The organism is Pseudarthrobacter sp. CC4 (genome assembly GCF_048957775.1).
Classification (GTDB): domain Bacteria; phylum Actinomycetota; class Actinomycetes; order Actinomycetales; family Micrococcaceae; genus Arthrobacter.
Genome location: NZ_JARCCZ010000026.1, coordinates 37,792 through 58,361 on the forward strand (window position 1 = coordinate 37,792; position 20,570 = coordinate 58,361).

Here is a 20,570-nt window from a genome sequence, read left to right on the forward strand (position 1 = left end):
CATGGCTGCGGGAGGGGACCGGGATTCCGTCCCCTCCCGCAGCACACCCTAAGGAGTGGTTCCCGGCGGGGATGGCCGGGCAGGGCTAGACTGGCCGGGCAAGGACGGATTGGGGATCCAGGGCGGCGCTGCCGCCGTTCCGCTGGTCGGTCGCAGCCAACGGACCCGAGGACTCTCACCGTGACCTTCTTCCAGGACTTTCCCATCCCGGCGTCCGGTCCCAGGCCCTCCGCCCCCAGGTTCGAGCCGCCTCCGTGGGCCGCTCCCCCGTCCTATGAACTGCCGGCCGTGGTCCACGTCGGCAAGTTTCTTCACCACAGTCCCGCGATGGTCATGGCGCTCAGAAGTGCGGAGGTGTTCTCCACCGGCTGTTCCTTCAACCTGTCCTGGATCATTCGTCGCGGCGAGGAAGACGAGGATGACTGGGCCGACAAGCATGCACTGTTCTTCCAGCCGGGCATGCGCCTCCGCCGCGGCACAGTGCCCTTCTCCGGGCTGATGTTCGGCGTTCAGTTCGCCGACGGATCCAAGGCAAGCACGGGAGCCCGCGGCCCCCACGGGTTTATGGGCAGCACCGGGGAGCCGGAACCCCCTACCCTTGTCCTGAACAACGGTGGCGGCAGCGGAGCCCCCGATGAGCTGGCCGGCAGCGGCACCCTCTGGCTCTGGCCGCTTCCGCCCGCCGGCGACCTGCGCCTGGTGGCCCAGTGGATCGACTTCGGCATGGAGGAAAGTTCCATAACGCTCGCCGGCGGACAGCTGCGGCAGGCCGCGGCAGGCGTGCAGCGGTTCTGGCCGGAGAAGTAGCAGATGGGGTAGCTGCTACGACACCTGAACTGCGCCCGGTGCGCCGTCTTCGACCTCGAACACCGCATGCGTGTACTGCCCGGCGGCCCGGCTGCCCACCCCGGTTGCCATGCGAAGCTCGGTGCGCCAGCGCTCCGGAGTGACCTGGCACCGGACGTAGCCCCGCCGGTCGCCGTCGAAGAACTTGATGTGCGGGTTGAACCCGATCATGGGCTCGTAGTAGGGCCCGTAGACTGGCACGTCGCCGTTGGTGCTGATGGAGGTACCGACGAACTCGGTGGCCACCACCGGGGAGTCCGGCCGGTCAAAGTCCAGGTGGACATCGTTGACAAAAGTGGAGTGCCAGTCGCCGGTGACGAACACGGCATTGCGCACCGCGGGCCCGGCGATCACGTCCAGCAGCCTCTTGCGGGCCGCCGGGAAGCCGTCCCAGGCGTCATGCCACAGCAACTCACCCGCGGCGCCATCGTGGTCGAGGCGGGAGACCATGACGTTGTTTCCCAGGATGTTCCACCGCACGTCTGAGTCGCGCAGCCCGGCATAGAGCCACTGTTCCTGCTCCGGGCCGAGCATGCTGATGGCGGGGTCGTAGGCCGCTTCGCATGCCTGGGCTTCGCCCCAGCCGCAGGGCGGAGCGTCGCGGTACTGCCGTCCATCCAGGACGTCCAACTGAGCCAGGCGGCCATAGCGCAGCCGCCGGTAAAGCTGCATGTCCGTGCCTTGGGGCAGCGACCGCGCCCGCAAGGGCTGGTGCTCGTAGTAGGCCATGTAGGCCGCGGCCCGCACTGCGGTAAAGGCTTGGGTCTGCCCTTCCCAGTTTCCGGCGTAGTCATTCTGGACCTCGTGGTCATCCCAGGTCACGATGAACGGGAACCGGGCGTGTGCAGCCTGCAGGTCGGGATCCGACTTGTAGAGGGCGTAGCGTGCCCGCCACTGCTCAAGCGTTTGCGGGGCCGGCTGCGCGGCGGCGGGCACTGGCGTGCGGCGCAGGCCGCCGTCGGCCCCGATCTCGTACTCGTAGACGTAATCGCCCAGGTGCACCACAAAGTCCAGGTTCTCTGCTGCCATGTGGCTGTAGGACGGAAAGAAGCCGTCATCCCACTTCTGGCAGGAGGCGAAGGCGAAATCCAGCTGCCTGACATCGGCCCCGGGGGCCGGCAGGGTCTTGGTTCGGCCCACAGGGGACCAGTGGTTACGGAACTTGAACTCGTAGAAATACTCGCTGTCCGGTTCCAGGCCCTCCACCTCCACGTGAACCGAGTGCCCCAACTGCGCCGGGGCGTGTGCACTGCCGTCCCGAACAACATTGCGCATCCCGGCGTCGGTGGCCAGACGCCACTCCACGACGGGGTGGCCGGGAGGCATGCCGCCGTTCGGCTCGAACGGTTTCGGCGCGAGACGGGTCCACAGCACCACGCCGGAAGGCGTGGGATCGCCGGATGCGATTCCCAGCGTGAAGGGATCATCTTTGCTCCGCACCGGCGTCGTGCCCGCGTCGGCCTTGGTGGCCGGGGTGGCGGCCAGCGCGGCGGCGGCGGAGACACCGGCCACGCCGGAGAGGAAGAGGCGGCGGTCTATCAGACGGGAGTTTCCAGGCAGGATCAAGGGCATGCTGCCAACGTCCCTTGGAGCCTTGAACAGGACGCCTCCCGCCGGGAACTCCGGGGGAACCCGCCGGTAAACATGCGGTGAAACAGTACAGCAACTGCCAGTGGAAACGAGCCGCGAACAGTCCGCCACAACCTGCTGAACACCGGCGTTTGGCTTCTTCCTCCGGTTAAGCGCCTGACCAGGGTCGCAGCATGGAATCCCCACACAAACTCCCGGTCAAGGCTGCAATTACCGCCCTAATCCCCGGGCTTCCCGGAGCCTTCCTTGCCACCGCCGGCCCCTCCGCAGCCGCCCCGCCCCTCCCATCCGGGGACGCCCAGCCCTTCCCGCCGTCGAACTTCACCTCGGCGCCCGGGACCTGCCCGAAACGCGCGGCGTGACGGAACCGGCCCCCCGCCTGACCTGTACGTCGATTACCCGCGGAACCCCCAACCCTTCCCTTTTTGGACGGCTGAAGTGGCCATCCCGGCGAATTCACCCGACGTTCGGCCCCGACCTGGTCAACCGGGAAACCACCAGCCAGCTGGCGGCTGCCGATGGTGCGCTCGCCGGCATCAACGGCGGCTACTTCGTCCTGGACCCAAAGGCCGGCGCCCCCCGGAGAGCAACGACGCGGCAAGGCCGCCAAGGTGCACAGCTGGCCCTGGACGGCGTTAACCGCGTGCCGGGGCTCATCCGGAACTGCGGCGGAACGGGCGATGCTCCCTCCGTCCTCCGGCACGACTACACCTGCACGGACCCCGATGAGGTCATTGCTTTCACCGAGGACTTCGGCTCCGCCACACCGTCCGGGCGGGGCTGGAAGTGGTGCTGGACAGCCAGGGCACCGTCACCGCCGTCAACGCTCCCGGGGCACGGCCGTGACCGCCGAGGGACGCCAGACGGCATCCCTTGGGCTGAGCATCAAAGAAGCGGCAGACGTGGCCACGTCGCTGGGCATGGTGGAGGCAATCAACCTCGACGGCGGCGGATCCACCACTATGGCCGTGGGAGGGCAGGTCGTCAACAATTCGTCCGACGCATCGGGCGAACGTCCCGTAGGCGACGCAATCCTCGTCCTCCCCCGCCGCAAGGACTGAACGCCGGCAGCGGGCGCGGTCGGCCGCGGGGCGTGAGCCCGCGGCAGTCGCGGCACCTAAGATGGCGTGCATGGAAGACGTGGCCCTGGCTGGGATCGCGAGCGGGCTTTATGCCAAGCCGCTGGAAGACTTCGTTGCGGCGCGCGCCGTCGCGGCCAAGGAGGCTGCCGGGTCGGACAAGGAACTTGGGGCAGCCGTGCGCGCCCTGCCGAAGCCGTCAGCTGCCGCCTGGACCGTCAACATGCTGGCGCTGCACCAGCCTGGTGTCCTTGCGGAGCTGGCGGCCCTGGGTGGCAGGATGCGCGAGGCGCAGTCGTCGCTGGACGCCGGGGCGCTGCGGGAACTGGGACGTGAGCGCCGGACCCTGCTTGCTGCCGCCGTCGAGGCCGCCCGTGCCGTTGCCAGGGAGCAGGGCCGGGGCATCAGCGATGCCGTAGCGGGGGACGTGGAGGAGACCCTTCGGGCCCTGACGGCCGATGAAGGGGCAGCGGCCGCCGTGCGGAGCGGGCGCCTCCTGAAGGCGTTGTCCGCCGACGGAATGAACACCGCCGATGTGGAGGGGGCCGTGGCCGTGCCCTCCGCGCTGCCGCCGGCCGCCCCGGTTCCGCCCCCTGCGCCAGCAGCCACAGTAAGCAGGAAGACGCGCACGACGACGGCGGGCACCGCCCGTGCCACGCCGGACAGGCCGCGGCTTGAGGCGGTCCGCCAGGCGCCGCGTCCAGCGTCACCGCCTGCATTGGAGAAAGCCAAAGCCGCCCTGGCGGAGGCGCAGGCGGCCGAGGCTGAGGCTGCCCGGGCGGCGCGGGAGCTGCAGGACCAGGCGGACCAGGCACGGACCGGGATCACGGAACTCGTCCAGGAGGCAGCCGAGCTCCGTGCCAGGCTCAAGGGCGTTGAAGAGCGGCTGGAGCGCTCCCGGAAAGCGCTGGCTGCCACCACTGCGGAGGCCAAGCAGGCAGCGCGTGCCGCGGACAGAGCCGAGCGGACGGCGATGCTCGCGCAGGAGCGGGTCCTTCGGCTGGGCAACTGAGACACGTGTAACTCTGTAAAAGTCTTCCGTTATTCCTGGAATACTGCCGGACAATTGGCCAAGGTGACACCGCAATCAGTACGGGCAGCTCTCTTGCCTACAATCGCCACTCGTCCTGCCCCGGAGCCATCGTCAACGCCGCCATCGTGGCAGTCGCCGGTCGATTCGGGGTTGGCGGGAAAGTGGCCAGTACAGATATCCGGCCTTTCTCCACTACAGGGCTAGGACAGGGACGAGGCGCCCCGGCAGTATTCAAAGAATCAGGGAACCCGTCAGTCCGATATGTAGATGTACATTCGAATCGCTCTCTTGGCGCCTACTTTAGGCAGCAATGGTCAACACGGACCCAAGCGGGCTCAGCGAAGATGACTGGCGGGAAACGTCTATCCACAGCCTCCTTGATCCCATCGCTCAGAATATGCGGACGACAGCTACCCTCAGCACCAAGGAGGGGGTCAATGTTCTGGCCTCGGGTGGTTGCGACCTCACACGGGCACAGAGGGCAACGGCCGGGGTGACGATATGATTGCCGTCTCGCCGACAGGCCATGCGGAAGTGACAGCTGTCAACGGCGCGCTGAATGCGTCACTAGCCCGACTACAGCAAAGTGGTGACGAGTTGTTAACAGAGGTTTACGACGAGGCGGCCCTGAAGGAGCGGCTTTCACACCTTGATACGAGAGCCAAGACGGCCTTCGCTGCGGCATGCGCGGAGAGCCTGGTTCCCCTGCAGGAGCGCTACTGGAGCAGGGCTGAAGAAAGCGCCAATGAATCGCGGGCACGAGACATCCTCGACTCCGTCTGGGGCGCTGTTTCCAAAGACAATGCCGTCGTCAGCTCGTTGGCTTCCGAAGCCGCCGCATTCGGACCTACGGATGACGAGCCATGGTTGTTTGATATGGGGTACGCGCAAAACGCCGCTGCTGCACTGGCGTACGCGATCAGGACATGGCTGTCTGATGACGCTCAGGAGGCCGCGTGGGCCGCACGGCAGGTTTGCGAAGCGGCCGAATACTCGTGCAGCCAGCCCGACATGGGCTCGGACGAGTTGCTCGTCCGCAAGATCAGCGACATTTCGGCCCAGAATGCGGGCCTCGATTCATCGGCGGGCATGCAATCTGCCTTGGCCTTTCTTGATCAAGCGCTCAGAATTTGCGAGGCCACGCCATCTTCCTGGGACCAGTTGCAGCGACTGGCGCGGTCCGCGGGCCAGTCGTGGGCCTCCTCGTTCAGATAGGAGCTGATGGTCCAGATCAACGACGGGTAGGAGCCAGCATGGACGCCGAATTCAACCTCTTCACCGATTACCACCAGTTCACGGTCTCGGACTCGACCGCGGACTTCTCGGATCTTTGGGCGAAATGGACGGACGAAACCATCGAATCCATGTTCGTCCAGGGCGACCGCTATATCGCCGTGGGCACAGCGCGCGATTTCAACGCACCCGTTCTGCTCCGCCTCGACTCGGAGCGTTCATTCACCGGCAGCGTGGATAGGGTCATGACGGGAACCCTGGAGGTCCCCAGCGGAGTGGTGGCAGTATCGGGACCAACAGACAACGGCATGAGCGGCGGGAGGATGGAGGTGCCACCGGGCACCTACCGGGTGGAGGTGCAGTACTTCAACCTGGAATCGATCGATAACGACGGCATCGAAGGGGACGACCGCTACATGGTCACCCTGACGAGGGCGGACGCACAAACCGAGTAACCCAAGTCGAAGTCATTACAGGCACGCGGGTTGAGCGGCCGGCGGGCTGTCCCCTTCATGCACAAATTAACACTTGTTAAGGTCCTGTTCAGCCGGACCGGACGACCGCGAAAATTCGTACGGCACATAGCCAGTGTGGGAGACTCCGCTGCGCGTATCTTCCTTAGCTTCGTGAGCCGGATTCCCACCACGTTTGATGTTCTGGCAGCTCGGACGCCCTTGGCGGGGCTACCCTGGCTCTACTTGCCAGACCGAAACTTCCAAATAGGGACCGGTTCTTCTACTTAGGTCTACGGTCACAGCAACACGCGGGGATGATTCCGAAGAATGTCAGACCCCGGTTGCAGACTGGATTCATGGAAAACCAACTGGTACAGGAATTTCACGTCACGTACTTCGACGCCGACTGCGGCCGTGCCCGGGCCGAGGTCTTTGACACGCTGGCCGAGGCGGAGCGTTTCGCCAGCCGGCAGTGCCGCGAAGAGGATGGCTGGGCCGTCGTTGACGCAGTGTCAGTCGAGCACATCCGCACTGCCGCCTGACATGCTCCGGCTACTTGCCGCACCCGTTTAACGCGGGCCGCCCCGGCCTGTTGGACAGGCCGGGGCGGTTTGCGGGGCTGGCACCATGGCGCGGGTGCCGGCCGCCGGCTAAGCGAAGTCGGAAACTGCGGGGTCCGCGCCGATGCGGCCTTCGCCGTTGGCGGAGCGGTCCAGCGCGTTGATGGCCTCGACGTCGCCGGAATCCAGGCTGACCCCGAGCGCTGCGAAGTTTTCCCGGATCCGGGACTCGGTGACGGACTTGGGGATGACCACGTTGCCGATTGCTAGGTGCCAGGCAATGACAACCTGCGCAGGCGTGGCGCCGTGCTTGGCTGCGATCGAGGCGACCGTTCCGTCGTCCAGCAGCTCGCCGCCCTGGCCCAGCGGTGACCAGGCCTGCGTCAAAATCCCGTTGGCCGCGCCGAACTCACGCAGTTCCCGCTGGCTGAAGTACGGGTGGAGCTCGATCTGGTGGATGGCCGGAACCACGCCGGTCTCGTCGATGAGCCGCTGCAGGCCCTCGACAGTGAAGTTCGAGACACCAATGGACTTGACCCGGCCGCGCTTCTGCAGCTCGATCAGGGCCTTCCAGGTGTCCACGTACTTGTCCTGCTTGGGCTGCATCCAGTGGATCAGGTAAAGGTCCAGGGTCTCCAGCCCGAGCCTGTCCATGGATTCCTCGAAGGCGGCCAGCGTGGACTCATATCCCTGGTCTGCGTTCCAGAGCTTGGTGGTGATGAAGAGCTGCTCCGGGGACAGCCCGGAACTGGCGATCGCCCGGCCCACACCCGCCTCGTTGCCGTAGATCTTGGCGGTATCGATGTGGCGGTAGCCCGCTTCAAACGCTTGGCGGACCACCTTTTCAGCCACGCCATCCTCAACCTGCCACACGCCGTAGCCGAGCTGGGGGATGGTGTTTCCGTCATTAAAGGTCAAGGTAGGTGAAAGAGTCATTCGTCCATCCTGCCAAACTATCGGCTCCGCCCGGCGGGTATCGGCCCGAAGTAAGCCAGGCGCTTAACCGGGAATACCCAACTGCTGCGGTCCTGAACCCTCTTCGCTGAGGTGCCGTTCGGCGTCGGCCACCTGCTGGAATACGGACTCGGCCCGGCGGCGGACCGAGGCTGCACCTACCGGGACGGGGCCCACGGCGAGCCGGAGCATGGCGGCCGCTTCCGCCGTCGTCGCCAGGGAGTTGCCGGCTTTGGACAGGGCGCGGTGTACCCCGGAAAGGGCCGCAGGGATGTTGAGGCTGTCGTTGGGCGAACGCCGCTGCGCTTCCATGCATACCAGCCGTACCCGTTCGAGGAGGCTGGCCAGTTCATTGGCGATCTCCAGCAATTCGGCGTACAGCTGGTCGTCCTCCACGCCCTCAAGAACCTGGTGGAAGCGGTCCAGTCCCCGCTGGAAACGGTCATGGGCCCGGCGCCATAGCCCCTGGCCCAGCTCCGCGTCGTCCTTGCGCCCCTGCCTGGCGGCGCTGAAAAAGCCCAAGCGGAGCCTACAGGTATTGTCCGGGACCGTGGTCCGGGTCGTCCCGCTGGCCAGGCCGAGCAGGGCTTCCGGAGCGCGCGCCGGCGCCGGCGCGCTGCGGTTCCCCGTTCTCGCCGATGACCACTCCCGGGGCGATCATGGTGCCGGGCGGCAGCTGGCGGAGCTGCATCTGCGCGGCCGCATTCTCCCGGGCCGCATGCTGGGCAGCGATGGCAGTCTGGATGCCGTGGAACAATCCCTCCAACCACCCGACAAGCTGGGCCTGGGCTATCCGGAGTTCAGCGTCGGAAGGCGTGCCCTCGTCGGGGAAGGGCAGGCTGATCCTGTCCAGTTCCTCCACCAGTTCAGGAGCCAGCCCGTCCTCCAGCTCCTTGATGGAGCGCGCGTGGATCTCAGCAAGCCTGCCCCGCGCAGCCTCATCCAGCGGTGCAGACTTCACTTCTTCCAGGAGCTGCCGGATCATGGTTCCGATCCGCATGACTTTGGCCGGTTCATCCACCAGGTCCTGGATGTTGCTGCCCTTGGGCTTCCTGCGATCGGCAGGTGCGGACGGCGGGGGCACCGGCGGCTGCCACTCATCGATGGGAGTGCCTTCTACCGGGAGGTCCTCGGCTGATTGAGTGTCTCGTGGATCGCTCATGCGTTCATACTCTCATGAGCGATCCACCCGGAACCCCTGGATGATCCCTCCCGGCGGCTTGTACGCTGCAAGCTCAATCAGCAGCACCGGCCCTGGGGGTTGCTGTCCTGGCGGTCGGTCCGGTCACGCCAGAACTCACGCTCCGTGAGGGGCGCCTCCCCGTGCCCGGCCGCCCTGTGGTGCTCGAGGTACTTGGCGTAGGCGTCCGCGCCCAGGACTCCGCTGAAGTACTGGGCGAAGCCGCGGAACCGCCGCTTGAGCACAACGAGTCCGGCCGTCATGAGTGGTGGCCCGCCCTTTCGAACCTCAGTTCCGCGGGGACTTTCTCCCATTCAGCCATCAACTCGCGCTCGGCAGGAGTGGGAATGAGTCCGGCAGGGGCGAAGACACGCGACGGGCGGGCGGGGTCCTCGTTGCCGCGCGTGGCGGCGGCGTCCCCGCGGTTGCGGAACGCTTTGGCAGTGGCGAGCAGCGCCGTCGCGATCACGATGATGCTCAGCACCACGAAGATCACAGACAGCCAGCCCTGGATCGCCGTGTTCCTGACCACGGCCTCCATGGCCGGGACCGTCTTGGCGGTGCCGAACGAGGTCTTGCCCTCGGCCAGGGCCTTGCTGAAGGCCGCGTTGTTGGCAAAGTAGCCGACAGCCGGGGTGGACGAGAAGATCTTCTGGTAGCTCGCCGTGATGGTGACCACGGCGGCGAACGTTAGCGGCAGCGCGACGATCCACAGGTAGTTGAACGTTCCTCGCTTCGCCACGATGGCCAGGCACACGGACAGTGCAATCGCGGCAAGCAACTGGTTGGCTATGCCGAACAACGGGAACAGCGTGTTGATGCCGCCCAGCGGATCGGTGACGCCCATGAGCAGCACAGCGCCCCAGGCACCGACCATGATGGCGGTGCAGAGCCAGGCTCCGGGACGCCAGGAGTGTTCCTTGAACTTGGGGATGAAGTTGCCGATCGAATCCTGCAGCATGAACCGGGCAACCCGGGTGCCGGCGTCCACAGCGGTGAGGATGAAAAGGGCCTCGAACATGATGGCGAAGTGGTACCAGAAGGCCATCATGGCCGTGCCGCCGATGAACTGCTGCATGATGTGGGCAAGTCCCACGGCCAGGGTGGGAGCGCCACCGGTACGCGAAACGATGCTTTCTTCACCCACGTTGGCGGCGGTTTCACTCAGGAGGTCAGGCGTGATGTTCACCCCGGCCAGGCCCAGGCTGTTGACCCAGGTGGCTGCTGTCTCCACCGTGCCGCCGGTCAGCGCCGCGGGGGAATTCATGGCGAAGTAAAGGCCGCGGTCGATCGAGATTGCCGCCACCAGGGCCATGATTGCCACGAAGGACTCCATCAGCATTCCGCCGTAGCCGATGAAACGGGTCTGCCGCTCCTTTTCAACCAGCTTGGGTGTGGTACCGGACGAAATCAGTGCATGGAAGCCGGACAAGGCACCACACGCAATGGTGACGAACAGGAACGGGAACAGGGCGCCCGGGAACACCGGACCGTTTTCCCTGCTGGCGAACTCGCTGAACGCGGGAACGGTGATCTCCGGCCGGACCACGATGATGGCAAGCGCCAGCATCACGATCACACCGATCTTCATGAACGTTGAGAGGTAGTCACGCGGTGCCAGGAGCAGCCACACGGGCAGGATGGCGGCGATGAAGCCGTAGATGATCAGGCCCCAGGCGATGGTCACCTTGTCGAGGCTGAAGATGTCCGCCCCCCACGGGGTTTCCGCCACGATGCCGCCGCCGATAATGGCAGCCATCAGCAGGACGAAGCCGATCAGCGAAACCTCCATCACCTTGCCGGGCCGCAGGTAGCGGAGGTAGATGCCCATGAACAGCGCAATCGGAATGGTCATGCCGACGGAGAAGACGCCCCATGGGCTCTCGCCCAGGGCGTTGACGACGACGAGGGCCAGGATGGCCACAATGATCACCATGATGAGCAGGGTGGCGATGAGGGCGGCAGTGCCGCCGATAACGCCCAGTTCCTCGCGTGCCATCTGGCCCAGGGAACGGCCACCGCGCCGCATGGAGAAGAACATCACAAGGTAGTCCTGGACGGCGCCGGCAAGGACGACGCCGATGATGATCCAGATAGTGCCCGGCAGGTAGCCCATCTGGGCCGCGATGACCGGGCCCACCAGCGGCCCGGCGCCGGCGATGGCGGCAAAATGGTGGCCGAACAGGACATTGCGGTCCGTCCGGACATAATCCTTGCCGTCGGCCTTGTACTCCGCCGGAGTGGCGCGGCGGTCATCAGGCCTGGTGATGTAGCGCTCGATGACCTTGGAGTAGAAGCGGTAGCCGATCAGGTAGGTGCACACGGAGGCGAACACGAACCAGATGGCGTTCACGGTTTCGCCGCGGACGATGGCCAGCATGAACCATGCCACGCCGCCGAGGAGGGCAATCGCAGCCCACAACGCGATCTTTCCCGGCGTCCATTTCCGCTCTTCGGCCTCCCGGACCGCTTCATCCACCGCTGTCGGCGGCAGCGCCGGGTCGGTGGCGGCCACGCCCCTGCCTCCGGATGCACTACCCCGCTGATCAGGCGTTTCGGCCATGTCTCCTCCTTGAGATTGTTATGCGTCTTCTGTCACGCACCCTACCAAGCCGCAGTCACAATCCGGAGGCATTCTGCCGGCTGCCGCAGAAACGTGCGGCGAGCGGAGTGGACGCGGCGACGAACGACCGGACCCGGGCTGCCAGTTGTGCCTGCGTCAACGCAGGCAAGGCCCCCGTCCGGAAGGTCCGGGCGGAGGCCTTGGCTCGTGGGAACTGCGTAAAGCTGCCCCCTTACGCGTGTGAGTAGGTGAGGCAGTCAGCGTTGTCGGCGCCGGGGCCGACGTGGACCTCGGTGGCCTTGCACATCAGGTGGTCATTGTGGACGCACTCGGCGCGCTGGCACGCCCCGACGTCGGCAAGGACCTTGGGCAGTCCGCCGTGGATCCCGGTCTCGATGAACGTGGCGCAGCGGGCGTGGTTTTCGGCGCCGCCCACCGTGATGGCGGCGGCGTTGCAGTTGGTGTGGTCATTAAAGGAACAGTTCGTTACGCTGCAGTCGGCGACGTGCGTTGTCATGAGCTTCCTCCGTTTGTTCCACCGCCCGGCCGGACGGTTCCTGGGACTTACGGTATGCCTGTCCGGGTCATTCAAAAAGACCCAATTGTGTGACCTATTTCCCCTGTCCCTGCTGGATCATCCTGGCCTCGCACAAGTCCAGCCACCGGACTTCCGCCTCCGCCTGGAAGATGAGTGAGTCCAGGACCAGCAGCGACGCGGTGTCACCGGCGCGCTGGTTCAGCGCCATGTCCCGGCGGGCCTTCGAATAGTCCTGCAGCGACTTCATGGAGGACACACGCTGGCTCTGGATGACGGCCTTGACGTCGACGCCGGGCAGGGTGACGGCCAGCGCCAGCTTGATGGCCAGTTCGTTGCGGGGCGGGTTGTTCCGCTCCACCGGTGCCGCGAACCAGTTCCGGATTTCGGTCCTGCCGGCTGCGGTGATGCTGTACACCACGTGGCCGTTCCCGTCGTCGCCGTCCCTGGCCACCAGCGCATCGCGTTCCAGCCGGTCCAGCGTGGTGTACACCTGTCCGATGTTCAAAGGCCAGGTGGCGCCGGTGCGGTTCTCGAATTCAACCCGCAGCTGGTAGCCGTAGCGGGGCTGGTCCTCCAACAGGGCGAGGAGGCTGTGGCGGATGGACATGCTGATCCTTGTACTTGGCGGGCGTCGGTGTGCCGGACCTACATGACCAACAGGACTTTGCCCACGTGGTCTCCCGTGTCAAAGTACCGGTGGGCAGCGCGCACCTGGTCCAGCGGGAACGTCTTTGCCACCAGCGGCCTGACCGATCCGTTGCTGACCAGCGGCCACACAGCGTCGCGGACGGCGTTCATGATGGCGCCTTTTTCCGCTACGGGCCGCGGCCGCAGGGCGGTGGCAACGACGGCGGCGCGCTTCTTCAGCAGCTGCCCCAGGTCGAGCTCCCCCTTCCTTCCGCCCTGAAGTCCAATCACCACCAGGCGTCCGTAGTCAGCGAGCGCGTCCACGTTCTGGGCCAGGTACTTGGCGCCCACGACGTCGAGGATCACGTCTGCGCCCTTGCCCCCGTTCTGGCGGCGAAGGCTTTCCGGAAAGTCCTCCTCGGCGTAGTTGATGGCGATGTCGGCGCCCAGGAAGGCTTTCGCCGTGCTCACTTTTTCGTCGGATCCTGCAGTTGCGGCAACCTTGGCGCCGAGCGCCTTGGCGAGCTGGATGGCCATGGTGCCGATCCCGCCCGTTGCCCCGTGGATCAGGACGGTCTCGCCTGCCTGCAGCTGGGCCGTCATCACCAGGTTGGAGTAGACAGTGGCCGCAACCTCGGGAAGGGCGGCCGCGGTCACCAGGTCAACGCCGTCGGGCACCCGAAGGACCTGCTCGGCCGGGACCGCCACCTGCTGCGCATACCCGCCGCCGGCCAGCAGCGCCACCACCTTGTCACCGAGGGAGAATGCCTTTGTGACGCCGGGACCGAACCCGGCGATCCGGCCGGATACTTCAAGGCCCGGAATTTCCGATGCGCCGGGCGGCGGCGGGTACAAACCCCTCCGCTGCTGCACGTCCGCCCGGTTCAGGCCGGCCGCCACGACGTCGATGAGCACCTCTCCGGGACCCGGTACCGGGGCCTCCACCTCGCGGACCTCCAGAACTTCCGGGCCGCCAGGCTCCGAAATGTAGACGGCTTTCATGGAACACTCCCGTTTCTGACTGAATACTGCGTGCAACCAGTGTGCACCGGACGCGTTCCGGGTTCTGTTTTGTTGCAGGCAAGTGCCTATGAAACACTACTGGGTGAGGAAGGTTGTCCGAGCGGCCGAAGGAGCTAGTCTTGAAAACTAGTGTGCGGTAACCCCGTACCAAGAGTTCGAATCTCTTACCTTCCGCGAAACAGGACCCCTGTCCGCCAGCATGCTGGCCGGCAGGGGTCCTTCGTTTTGCCGGCAAAAGCCTGCGGGCGCCGGGTTCCGACTGCTTGAAGCAACCTCCGGGCAGTTACAGCGCGAGTATTGCCCCGGCGATTTCGTCCGCGTCGCGAAGGGTCCGCTGGCCACTGCGGTAGTTTGGGCCGCCGGGCTGGATGGCCTCGGCGGCGATGGCCGTGCCCCATTGGACCGATGAGAGCTGGAGTCCCAGCACGTACAGGCCTCCGGTCACCGAGCCGTTGGCTGCCACGGGACGGTAGGGATGCGGCACCACATCCAGGCCGGTGGACTGCACGGGGGCACCCTCCACCGTCATCATCAGCCGCGGCCGGACCAGGCCGTCCGCCAGCAACTGCTCCAGCACCGGCGAATCACTGGCCGAGACCCGGTTACCGGGCGCGAGCGCCTCCACCATGGTCCGGGCAGCCACCGGAGCTCCGGCCACCCAAGGTGAAGACGCCGTGAAGGCGGCGTTCTTCCGGTCCACTGAGAACTTGGGGTCTGGACCCACGAAGCTCACCACCCCCGCCCTGGCCAGCGCCGCCAGCTGCTCGGAGCGCAGGGCCGGAGGCCCGCTGGCGAGTCCTTCCACAAACGACTCGAACCAGCCACGCAGTCCCGCCACCCAGGATTCATCGGTGATGCCGCCGTCGGCCACTGCTGTCTTCAGCACGGCGCGCCCGTGGTGGAGCGCCCCAATGGCCATCTTCACGGGGTCATCTTCCCCAAGCGCGGACCGGCGGGCGTCGTCCAGCAGGTAGTCGACGACGGCGGCATCGAGTTCGGTGCGTGAGGCAAAGGATCGTCCGGCAAGGGGTGCGGCGAGCGCCGGCAGGTCCAGCCGGTGCCGTGGCCCCACGTGCACGGCCAGCACACTCTCCACGCTGTCTTCCCAGTTCGCGGCACTGTGCGCGTGCGGATGCAGCGCCTCATCGAGTGCGGCGAGGAAGGCCGCCGGATCCGGTACCGCGTTCGGCTGGGAACGCACCAGGGTGGAGTAGTACGCCCACAAAGCGTCACGGTGCAGGAGCGGCCAGAAATCGTGGTCGAACGCCGGGCGGATTCCTGCGGTGCGGAACCGTTCCAGCGCCGCTTCGGTGAAGTAGCGCAGGGTGACCGACGCCGGGTAGTAGCCGTCCAGGGCAGCTTTCGCCCGGTAGGGCGTTCCCCGGCGGGAGGCGGCAATGATCCGCGGTTCCTGGCCCGAAGGCTCGTACCTGAGCGCCGTTCCGTTGCTGATGAATTTTCCGCCGCGGCCCTCGGTCAGCTGCACCATGGTGTCGAAGAAGTTCAGGCCCATGCCGCGGACCAGGACGGGCTCCCCTGCGGGAACCAGGGACCAGTCCACGTCCGCAGGTACAGCCGGCGGGAAGTATCGGAGGCCCAACCGCTTGGCCGACGCCTGCAGTTCGCGCTGTTCGGGGTTCAGGCGGGACGGGACGTGGCCCAAGGCAAGCACCACGGCGTCGGTGCGCAGCCTGTCTCCAGTGGCCAGGCCGACGTCGAACGTTCCGTCCCCCGCGGGGCGCACGGACTGTGCCGACGTTTCGTGGAAGTCGATGGTGACGCCGTCGGGCGCTTTGGACGTCAGCTCCTCCAGCGTGCTGCGGAGGTAGCGGCCGTAGAGGGCCCGGCTGGGAAAGCCGTTCGGGCCCAGGGCGGCCAGTTCAGCGAGGTCCTCCCCTCCCAGGGACGGCGAGGGGTTGCGCTGCTGGCGCGCCCGCCACAGGTCGAAGGTGGTTCCTGCGACCGGCGGCGCCAGGTCAGGGTCCTCGGGGATCAGCGTGGGGTAGAAGGACTGCGTGTTCATCAGGAACAGCCGGGACTGCTGCGGCTGCCACACGTGCCCCGGGCCCGCCGGAAAGGGGTCGACGACATCGATGTGGAGACGCACCGTTCCTGCACCGGAAGCGATCTGCGCAGCACGGCGGGCAAGCAGGCGTTCCAGCACGCTGGTGCCCCGCGGACCTGCGCCGATGATGGCGGTCCGGATGCTCTGCGTTTTTTCCACGCCATCCAGCGTACGGGCTGGAAACAGAGTGTGGGCTGAACGCTTGACTTGCCAGCCGTCCGCGGTGTTGTTTGGATGGGGCGCATGACCACCACTGAAGCTGATCCAGCGCCCGCCTCCGGAACCGGCAACCCCTCCGGAACCGGCCCGCGGGACATCGCGCCCGAGCCCACTGACGAAAACGCCTGGCTCGAAGACATTTACGGCGAGGAGCAGCTTGCCTGGGTGAAAGAGCAGAATTCGCGCACGGAGGACCTCCTGGAGGACGCGGACTACGCCGGACTGGAAGGCAGCATCCTGGAGGTGCTGGACTCCACGGACCGGATCGCCATGGTGGGGAAGCGCGGTGACTGGTACTACAACTTCTGGAAGGACGCGAAGAACCCCAAGGGCCTGTGGCGGCGCACCACCTGGGAGAGCTACTGCACGGATTCCCCCGAGTGGGATGTGCTGCTCGATGTCGACGCGCTGGCGGCAGCCGAGGGCCAGGAGTGGGTTTTCCACGGCGCCACCTTCCTGCGCCCCGCGTCCGGGGAACCGTACCGGCATGCACTTCTTGCCCTCTCCCCCGACGGCGGCGACGCCAACCGGTACCGCGAATTCGACGTGGAGGGCAGGACTTTCGTGGACCCCGCCCAGGGCGGTTTTGACCTGCCGACGGCGAAGGGAAACGTTTCCTGGCTGGACGCGGAAACGTTGCTGGTGGCCTCCACCGCGGACGGACTGCCGAAGACCGCTTCCTCCTACGCCCGGGCGGCCGTCACGCTCAAACGCGGGGATTCCCTGGCCGGAGCGCCGCGGCTGTTCGAGGTCCCCGAGCACCACATGATGGCCGTGGTTGCCCACGATTCCACCCCCGGTTTTGAGCGCACCTTCGCCGTTGACTACATCGATTTCTTCAACCGCAGGAACCTGGTGCTGCGTGAAGGATCCTGGGTCCAGATCGATGTGCCCACCGATGTGAATGTCAGCGCGCATCGGGAATGGCTGCTGTTCCGGCCGCTCCAGGACTGGGTGCGTGGCACGTCAACGTACCCGGCGGGCTCGCTCCTCGCTGCCCGGTTCGAGGATTACCTGGCCGGTTCAGCCGACCTGGCCGTGCTGTTCACCCCGGATGCGAATACGTCCCTGCAGTCCTGGAGCTGGACCCGGGACTTCCTGCTGCTGAACCTCCTGAAGGACGTGTCCTCCGAAATCCGGGTGCTGGATCCCTCCCGGCCAACGCACAATGCCCAGGCCGCGTGGGCGTCGTCGCCGCTGGATGCCTGCCCGCCGCTGCATGACGTCAACGCCTACGCGGTGGACGACGAAGACGAGGCCGACGGCGGTGCGGGCAACGACTTCTGGCTCGTCGCCACGGGCTTTACCACGCCTACCACGCTGCTGCGCGGCAGCTTGGAGCGTGCGGCGTCCGGTCCCCCCGGCGTGGTGAGCCGGCACGCGGTGGTCAAGGCGTCGCCGTCGTTCTTCGATGACGGCGGCTATGAAGTGCAGCAGCACTTCGCCGTGTCCGACGACGGGACCCGGGTTCCGTATTTCCAGGTGGCTTCCCGGGACCTGGCCCTGGACGGGCAGAACCCCACCCAGCTTTCCGGATATGGCGGATTCGAGGTTTCGCGCACGCCGGCGTACAGCGGCACGGTGGGCAGGGCCTGGCTGGAACGGCGCACGTCCGGGGCGCCAAACGCGGACGGCGGGGCACCACACTCCCGGGGCGGCGTCTACGTCGTGGCAAACATCCGCGGCGGCGGCGAATACGGGCCGTCGTGGCACCGGGCGGCGCTGCAGGAGAATCGGCACAAGGCGTACCAGGACTTCGCGGCCGTTGCGAGGGATCTTCTGTCCCGGGGAGTCACCTCACGGGAGCGGCTGGGCTGCGTCGGCGGGTCCAACGGGGGGCTGCTGGTAGGCAACATGCTTACCCGGTACCCGGAGCTTTTCGGAGCTGTCTCATGCGGCGTGCCGCTGCTGGACATGCGCCGTTACACCAGGCTTTCGGCCGGGCACTCCTGGATTGCCGAATACGGCGACCCTGACGTCCCGGAACAGTGGGAGTACATCAAGACCTTTTCCCCCTACCACCTGCTCAAGGACGGGGTTGAGTACCCGGAGACGTTTATCTGGACGGCCACCTCCGACGACCGGGTTGGCCCCGTCCAGGCGCGCAAGATGGCAGCCCGCATGCTGGCCATGGGCATCCCCAACGTCTGGTTCCACGAGGCGCTGGAGGGCGGCCACGCAGGGGCGTCGGACAACCGGCAGGCTGCGGCGCTGCAGGCCCGCAGCCAGCACTTCCTGTGGAAGGCACTGGCGGGCGGGGCCTCGTAGCGATGGCGCTCGAGGTGCGGCGGGCGGCGGCCTCCGACGTGGAGCGGCTGGCCGAGGTTCACGTCCTCTGCTGGCAGGAGACCTACCGCGGGATGCTGTCCGACGGGTTCCTGGCCTCGCAGAAGACCGGTTCGCGGCTGCAGCTGTGGCGCCACCTGCTGGAAGCCGCCGAACCCGCGCATGCCTGGGTGGCGTCCGACGGCGGCACGGTAGTTGGGTTTGCCGGCATCCGCAGGGAGCCTGGGGCCGCGTCGCACGGGTTTGCGCCGCCGTCGTCCGGGGACCTGGAACTGTGGGGGCTGTATCTGCTGGCGTCGCACCAGGGGCTGGGCCTGGGCCGCCGCCTCCTGGCGGCAGCGCTGGGCAATGAGGCGGCGAGCCTGTGGGTGGCCGCCGACAACCAGCGCGCCATTGGCTTCTACCGGCACTTCGGGTTTGAACCTGACGGCGCCGCCGACGTGATTCCCGGGTGGGAAGACCTTCGCGAAATCAGGATGGTCCGGGGCGGACAGCCGCCGGGGTGAAGCCCGCACCGGGCAGCCGGGGAGTCCTTTGGAGGCCCGGGCGATCCGTTTTGCACTGCATGCCCCGTTCTGCGTATCCTTGGTGGGCTAGGAATAGCAATTGGAGACGTGCCAGAGCGGCCGAATGGGCTTCACTGCTAATGAAGTGTGGGGCACAACTCCACCGGGGGTTCAAATCCCCCCGTCTCCGCGTTTGGCCCCGGTCCTGGACCGGGGCCTTTTGCGTTCCCCGGCAGGTTCAACGCCCCGGACGTATCCGTCCGTGGGACGGACACCCGGCGCCTTGCCCGTCCCGGCGGTGGCAGGATTGTCGGATGGCAGCAAGCGACACGGTGGATGAGGCGCACGGCGCGGTGCAGGCGTGGAGCCCCCGCCTGGCGCTCCTGGTGGCCGCCACCTTCTTCATGGAGTTCCTTGACGGCACAGTCCTCACCACGGCCATCCCCAACATCGCTGCCGACTTCCGGGTGCCCGCCGCGGACGTCAACATCACCATGACGGCGTACCTGCTGACCGTTGCCATGGGTATCCCGCTCAGCGGCTGGCTGGCTGAGCGCTTTGGTGCCCGACGCATCTTTTGCCTTGCCATTGCGATCTTCACGGCAGCATCCCTGGCCTGTTCGCTCAGCCAGGACCTGGTTGTCCTCACCCTCAGCCGGACCGCGCAGGGATTCGGCGGCGCCATGATGGTGCCGGTGGGAACCCTGCTGGTCCTTCGCGGGACGCCGAAGGCGGACCTCCTGCGCGCCACTGCGTTCCTGGTGTGGCCCGGGCTCCTGGCGCCAGTGCTCGCACCGCTGGTAGGCGGGGCCCTGACCACCTATCTTTCCTGGCACTGGATCTTCCTGATCAACCTCCCGCTGGGTGTGGCCGCACTGCTTGCGGCACTCCGGCTGGTTCCTGCTGCCGCGGGCGACGGCGGGCGGCGGCTGGACTGGGTGGGCTTGTCCCTTACCACGCTGGGCGTGGGCGCCCTGGTGGCTGGCCTTGAACTGGTGAGCGCCCATCCTGCCGCCCCCTGGGCGGCCCTGAGCGCAGGTTTCGGCGTGACGGCTGCAGCCTGCGCCGTGTTCTGGATGCGCAGGACCCCCAATCCACTCTTTGACCTCGGGGTGTTCAGCACCCGCACGTTCAGGGCGATGGCCACCGGCGGGTTCGCCTACCGGCTGGCCATCAGCTCCGTCCCTTTCCTGTTGCCGCTGATGTTCCAGGCCGGGTTCGGCTGGTCCCCGCTGCACGCAGGTGCCATGGTGGCGGCCGTCTTCATCGGCAACATCGGCATCAAGCCGGCCACCACGCCGCTGATCCGGCGCTTTGGCTTCAAGGCGATGCTCGTCTTCGCCTCCCTTGCCTCTGCAGCCACGTTCATCCTCTGCGCCATGCTCACGGCAGAAACGCCAGAGCCGCTGACGTTTGCCCTGCTGGTCTGCAGCGGCGCCTTCCGCTCAATCGGGTTCTCCGCCTACGCGTCGGTCCAGTACGCCGACATCGCGCCGGCGCAGCTCACCTCGGCAAATACTGTGTCTGCCACCCTGGTCCAGCTCGCCACTGCTGCGGGCATTGCCATTGGGGCCTTGCTCATCCGGCTGTTCGACGGGCTCAACAGCTTTCCAGCTGATTCCGCCGGACCTTTCCGCGGCGCATTCCTCGCCATGGCGGTGCTGATGCTGGCGAGCACGGCGGACAGCCTGTTCCTGCCTCGGCATGCCGGAGCGGAAGTCAGCCGGCGCGGGGGCCAGCGGGTCTAGGCCCTGCGGGGTCCAGGCGCAGCGCGTCCAGGCCCTGCGGGGCCCAGGCGCAGCGCGTCCAGGCC

20 protein-coding genes and 2 tRNA genes are annotated in these 20,570 nt (G+C 66.6%); 12 read left to right on the forward strand and 10 right to left on the reverse strand.

Annotated elements, in window-relative coordinates:
* The first annotated feature begins 180 nt into the window (after positions 1-180).
* Positions 181-807, forward strand: coding sequence for a hypothetical protein (locus PV768_RS17370; RefSeq protein ID WP_421093687.1), 627 nt, complete (start codon positions 181-183; stop codon positions 805-807).
* A 15-nt stretch (positions 808-822) separates the two neighbouring features.
* Here PV768_RS17370 and PV768_RS17375 read toward each other — a convergent pair whose 3' ends face one another.
* A complete protein-coding gene (locus PV768_RS17375; RefSeq protein ID WP_421093688.1) occupies positions 823-2,418 on the reverse strand; it encodes an alkaline phosphatase D family protein in 1,596 nt (531 codons plus the stop codon).
* Positions 2,419-2,609: 191 nt separating this feature from the next.
* Here PV768_RS17375 and PV768_RS17380 point away from each other — a divergent pair, with 191 nt between their 5' ends.
* The 6 genes from PV768_RS17380 to PV768_RS17405 all read left to right on the forward strand — a co-directional run bounded on the left by PV768_RS17380 (position 2,610) and on the right by PV768_RS17405 (position 6,778).
* Positions 2,610-2,798 carry a hypothetical protein gene (locus tag PV768_RS17380; protein ID WP_421093689.1) on the forward strand — a complete coding sequence of 63 codons (189 nt, stop codon included), beginning with the start codon at positions 2,610-2,612 and terminating at the stop codon, positions 2,796-2,798.
* A gap of 480 nt (positions 2,799-3,278) precedes the next feature.
* On the forward strand, positions 3,279-3,497 hold the full coding sequence (locus PV768_RS17385) for a phosphodiester glycosidase family protein (RefSeq protein WP_421093690.1): 219 nt from the start codon (positions 3,279-3,281) through the stop codon (positions 3,495-3,497).
* A gap of 70 nt (positions 3,498-3,567) precedes the next feature.
* A complete protein-coding gene (locus PV768_RS17390) occupies positions 3,568-4,527 on the forward strand; it encodes a hypothetical protein (RefSeq protein WP_421093691.1) in 960 nt (319 codons plus the stop codon).
* A gap of 522 nt (positions 4,528-5,049) precedes the next feature.
* Positions 5,050-5,763 (forward strand): DUF416 family protein, encoded by a 714-nt coding sequence (locus PV768_RS17395; protein ID WP_157239132.1) that lies wholly within the window; start codon positions 5,050-5,052, stop codon positions 5,761-5,763.
* Between the two features lie 38 nt (positions 5,764-5,801).
* Positions 5,802-6,236, forward strand: a complete 435-nt coding sequence (gene comJ, locus PV768_RS17400; protein WP_157239134.1) for a competence protein ComJ — start codon at positions 5,802-5,804, stop codon at positions 6,234-6,236.
* 356 nt (positions 6,237-6,592) lie between these two features.
* Entirely contained in the window at positions 6,593-6,778 is a 186-nt protein-coding gene (locus tag PV768_RS17405; RefSeq protein ID WP_157239136.1) for a hypothetical protein, read from the forward strand.
* Positions 6,779-6,886: 108 nt separating this feature from the next.
* Here PV768_RS17405 and PV768_RS17410 read toward each other — a convergent pair whose 3' ends face one another.
* From PV768_RS17410 to PV768_RS17445, 8 genes are all read right to left on the reverse strand, one after another.
* On the reverse strand, positions 6,887-7,732 hold the full coding sequence (locus tag PV768_RS17410) for an aldo/keto reductase (protein WP_157239138.1): 846 nt from the start codon (positions 7,730-7,732) through the stop codon (positions 6,887-6,889).
* Positions 7,733-7,795: 63 nt separating this feature from the next.
* The gene (locus PV768_RS17415) at positions 7,796-8,272 is read right to left on the reverse strand and encodes a hypothetical protein (protein WP_157239140.1); all 477 of its coding nucleotides are present in this window, start codon (positions 8,270-8,272) and stop codon (positions 7,796-7,798) included.
* A gap of 7 nt (positions 8,273-8,279) precedes the next feature.
* Positions 8,280-8,912 carry a bacterial proteasome activator family protein gene (locus PV768_RS17420; protein WP_157239142.1) on the reverse strand — a complete coding sequence of 211 codons (633 nt, stop codon included), beginning with the start codon at positions 8,910-8,912 and terminating at the stop codon, positions 8,280-8,282.
* A 77-nt stretch (positions 8,913-8,989) separates the two neighbouring features.
* Positions 8,990-9,193 (reverse strand): YbdD/YjiX family protein, encoded by a 204-nt coding sequence (locus tag PV768_RS17425; RefSeq protein ID WP_157239143.1) that lies wholly within the window; start codon positions 9,191-9,193, stop codon positions 8,990-8,992.
* Positions 9,190-11,493: a carbon starvation CstA family protein gene (locus tag PV768_RS17430; protein ID WP_157239145.1), complete on the reverse strand. Its 2,304-nt coding sequence runs from the start codon at positions 11,491-11,493 to the stop codon at positions 9,190-9,192. The genes PV768_RS17425 and PV768_RS17430 overlap by 4 nt, the downstream gene beginning before the upstream one ends.
* 232 nt (positions 11,494-11,725) lie before the next feature.
* On the reverse strand, positions 11,726-12,010 hold the full coding sequence (locus PV768_RS17435) for a DUF1540 domain-containing protein (RefSeq protein WP_157239147.1): 285 nt from the start codon (positions 12,008-12,010) through the stop codon (positions 11,726-11,728).
* 94 nt (positions 12,011-12,104) lie between these two features.
* Positions 12,105-12,638: a PadR family transcriptional regulator gene (locus PV768_RS17440; RefSeq protein ID WP_321215350.1), complete on the reverse strand. Its 534-nt coding sequence runs from the start codon at positions 12,636-12,638 to the stop codon at positions 12,105-12,107.
* Positions 12,639-12,676: 38 nt separating this feature from the next.
* Positions 12,677-13,660, reverse strand: coding sequence for an NAD(P)H-quinone oxidoreductase (locus tag PV768_RS17445; protein ID WP_157239150.1), 984 nt, complete (start codon positions 13,658-13,660; stop codon positions 12,677-12,679).
* A 107-nt stretch (positions 13,661-13,767) separates the two neighbouring features.
* Between PV768_RS17445 and PV768_RS17450 the strand changes: the two genes are divergently transcribed.
* A tRNA-Ser gene (locus PV768_RS17450) sits at positions 13,768-13,855 on the forward strand.
* A 109-nt stretch (positions 13,856-13,964) separates the two neighbouring features.
* Here PV768_RS17450 and PV768_RS17455 read toward each other — a convergent pair.
* Positions 13,965-15,905, reverse strand: coding sequence for an FAD/NAD(P)-binding protein (locus PV768_RS17455; protein WP_370460438.1), 1,941 nt, complete (start codon positions 15,903-15,905; stop codon positions 13,965-13,967).
* A gap of 84 nt (positions 15,906-15,989) precedes the next feature.
* On the opposite strand from PV768_RS17455, the gene PV768_RS17460 reads away from it, so the two are divergent.
* From PV768_RS17460 to PV768_RS17475, 4 genes are all read left to right on the forward strand, one after another.
* On the forward strand, positions 15,990-18,233 hold the full coding sequence (locus tag PV768_RS17460; protein ID WP_157239151.1) for a prolyl oligopeptidase family serine peptidase: 2,244 nt from the start codon (positions 15,990-15,992) through the stop codon (positions 18,231-18,233).
* Positions 18,203-18,757 (forward strand): GNAT family N-acetyltransferase, encoded by a 555-nt coding sequence (locus tag PV768_RS17465; protein WP_321215346.1) that lies wholly within the window; start codon positions 18,203-18,205, stop codon positions 18,755-18,757. The genes PV768_RS17460 and PV768_RS17465 overlap by 31 nt, the downstream gene beginning before the upstream one ends.
* 102 nt (positions 18,758-18,859) lie before the next feature.
* Positions 18,860-18,947 (forward strand) — tRNA-Ser (locus PV768_RS17470).
* Between the two features lie 124 nt (positions 18,948-19,071).
* Positions 19,072-20,505, forward strand: coding sequence for an MFS transporter (locus PV768_RS17475; protein WP_421093692.1), 1,434 nt, complete (start codon positions 19,072-19,074; stop codon positions 20,503-20,505).
* The last annotated feature ends 65 nt before the right edge of the window (positions 20,506-20,570 follow it).

Excerpts from the sequence above, each read along its gene's own strand:
- PV768_RS17375 (WP_421093688.1), bottom strand. The coding sequence starts at position 2,418 with ATGCCCTTGATCCTGCCTGGAAACTCCCGTCTGATAGACCGCCGCCTC.
- PV768_RS17430 (WP_157239145.1), bottom strand. The coding sequence starts at position 11,493 with ATGGCCGAAACGCCTGATCAGCGGGGTAGTGCATCCGGAGGCAGGGGC.
- PV768_RS17410 (WP_157239138.1), bottom strand. The coding sequence starts at position 7,732 with ATGACTCTTTCACCTACCTTGACCTTTAATGACGGAAACACCATCCCC.
- PV768_RS17425 (WP_157239143.1), bottom strand. The coding sequence starts at position 9,193 with ATGACGGCCGGACTCGTTGTGCTCAAGCGGCGGTTCCGCGGCTTCGCC.
- PV768_RS17395 (WP_157239132.1), top strand. The coding sequence starts at position 5,050 with ATGATTGCCGTCTCGCCGACAGGCCATGCGGAAGTGACAGCTGTCAAC.
- PV768_RS17420 (WP_157239142.1), bottom strand. The coding sequence starts at position 8,912 with ATGAGCGATCCACGAGACACTCAATCAGCCGAGGACCTCCCGGTAGAA.
- PV768_RS17440 (WP_321215350.1), bottom strand. The coding sequence starts at position 12,638 with ATGTCCATCCGCCACAGCCTCCTCGCCCTGTTGGAGGACCAGCCCCGC.
- PV768_RS17405 (WP_157239136.1), top strand. The coding sequence starts at position 6,593 with ATGGAAAACCAACTGGTACAGGAATTTCACGTCACGTACTTCGACGCC.
- PV768_RS17445 (WP_157239150.1), bottom strand. The coding sequence starts at position 13,660 with ATGAAAGCCGTCTACATTTCGGAGCCTGGCGGCCCGGAAGTTCTGGAG.
- PV768_RS17435 (WP_157239147.1), bottom strand. The coding sequence starts at position 12,010 with ATGACAACGCACGTCGCCGACTGCAGCGTAACGAACTGTTCCTTTAAT.
- PV768_RS17475 (WP_421093692.1), top strand. The coding sequence starts at position 19,072 with ATGGCAGCAAGCGACACGGTGGATGAGGCGCACGGCGCGGTGCAGGCG.
- PV768_RS17380 (WP_421093689.1), top strand. The coding sequence starts at position 2,610 with ATGGAATCCCCACACAAACTCCCGGTCAAGGCTGCAATTACCGCCCTA.
- PV768_RS17390 (WP_421093691.1), top strand. The coding sequence starts at position 3,568 with ATGGAAGACGTGGCCCTGGCTGGGATCGCGAGCGGGCTTTATGCCAAG.
- comJ (WP_157239134.1), top strand. The coding sequence starts at position 5,802 with ATGGACGCCGAATTCAACCTCTTCACCGATTACCACCAGTTCACGGTC.
- PV768_RS17460 (WP_157239151.1), top strand. The coding sequence starts at position 15,990 with ATGACCACCACTGAAGCTGATCCAGCGCCCGCCTCCGGAACCGGCAAC.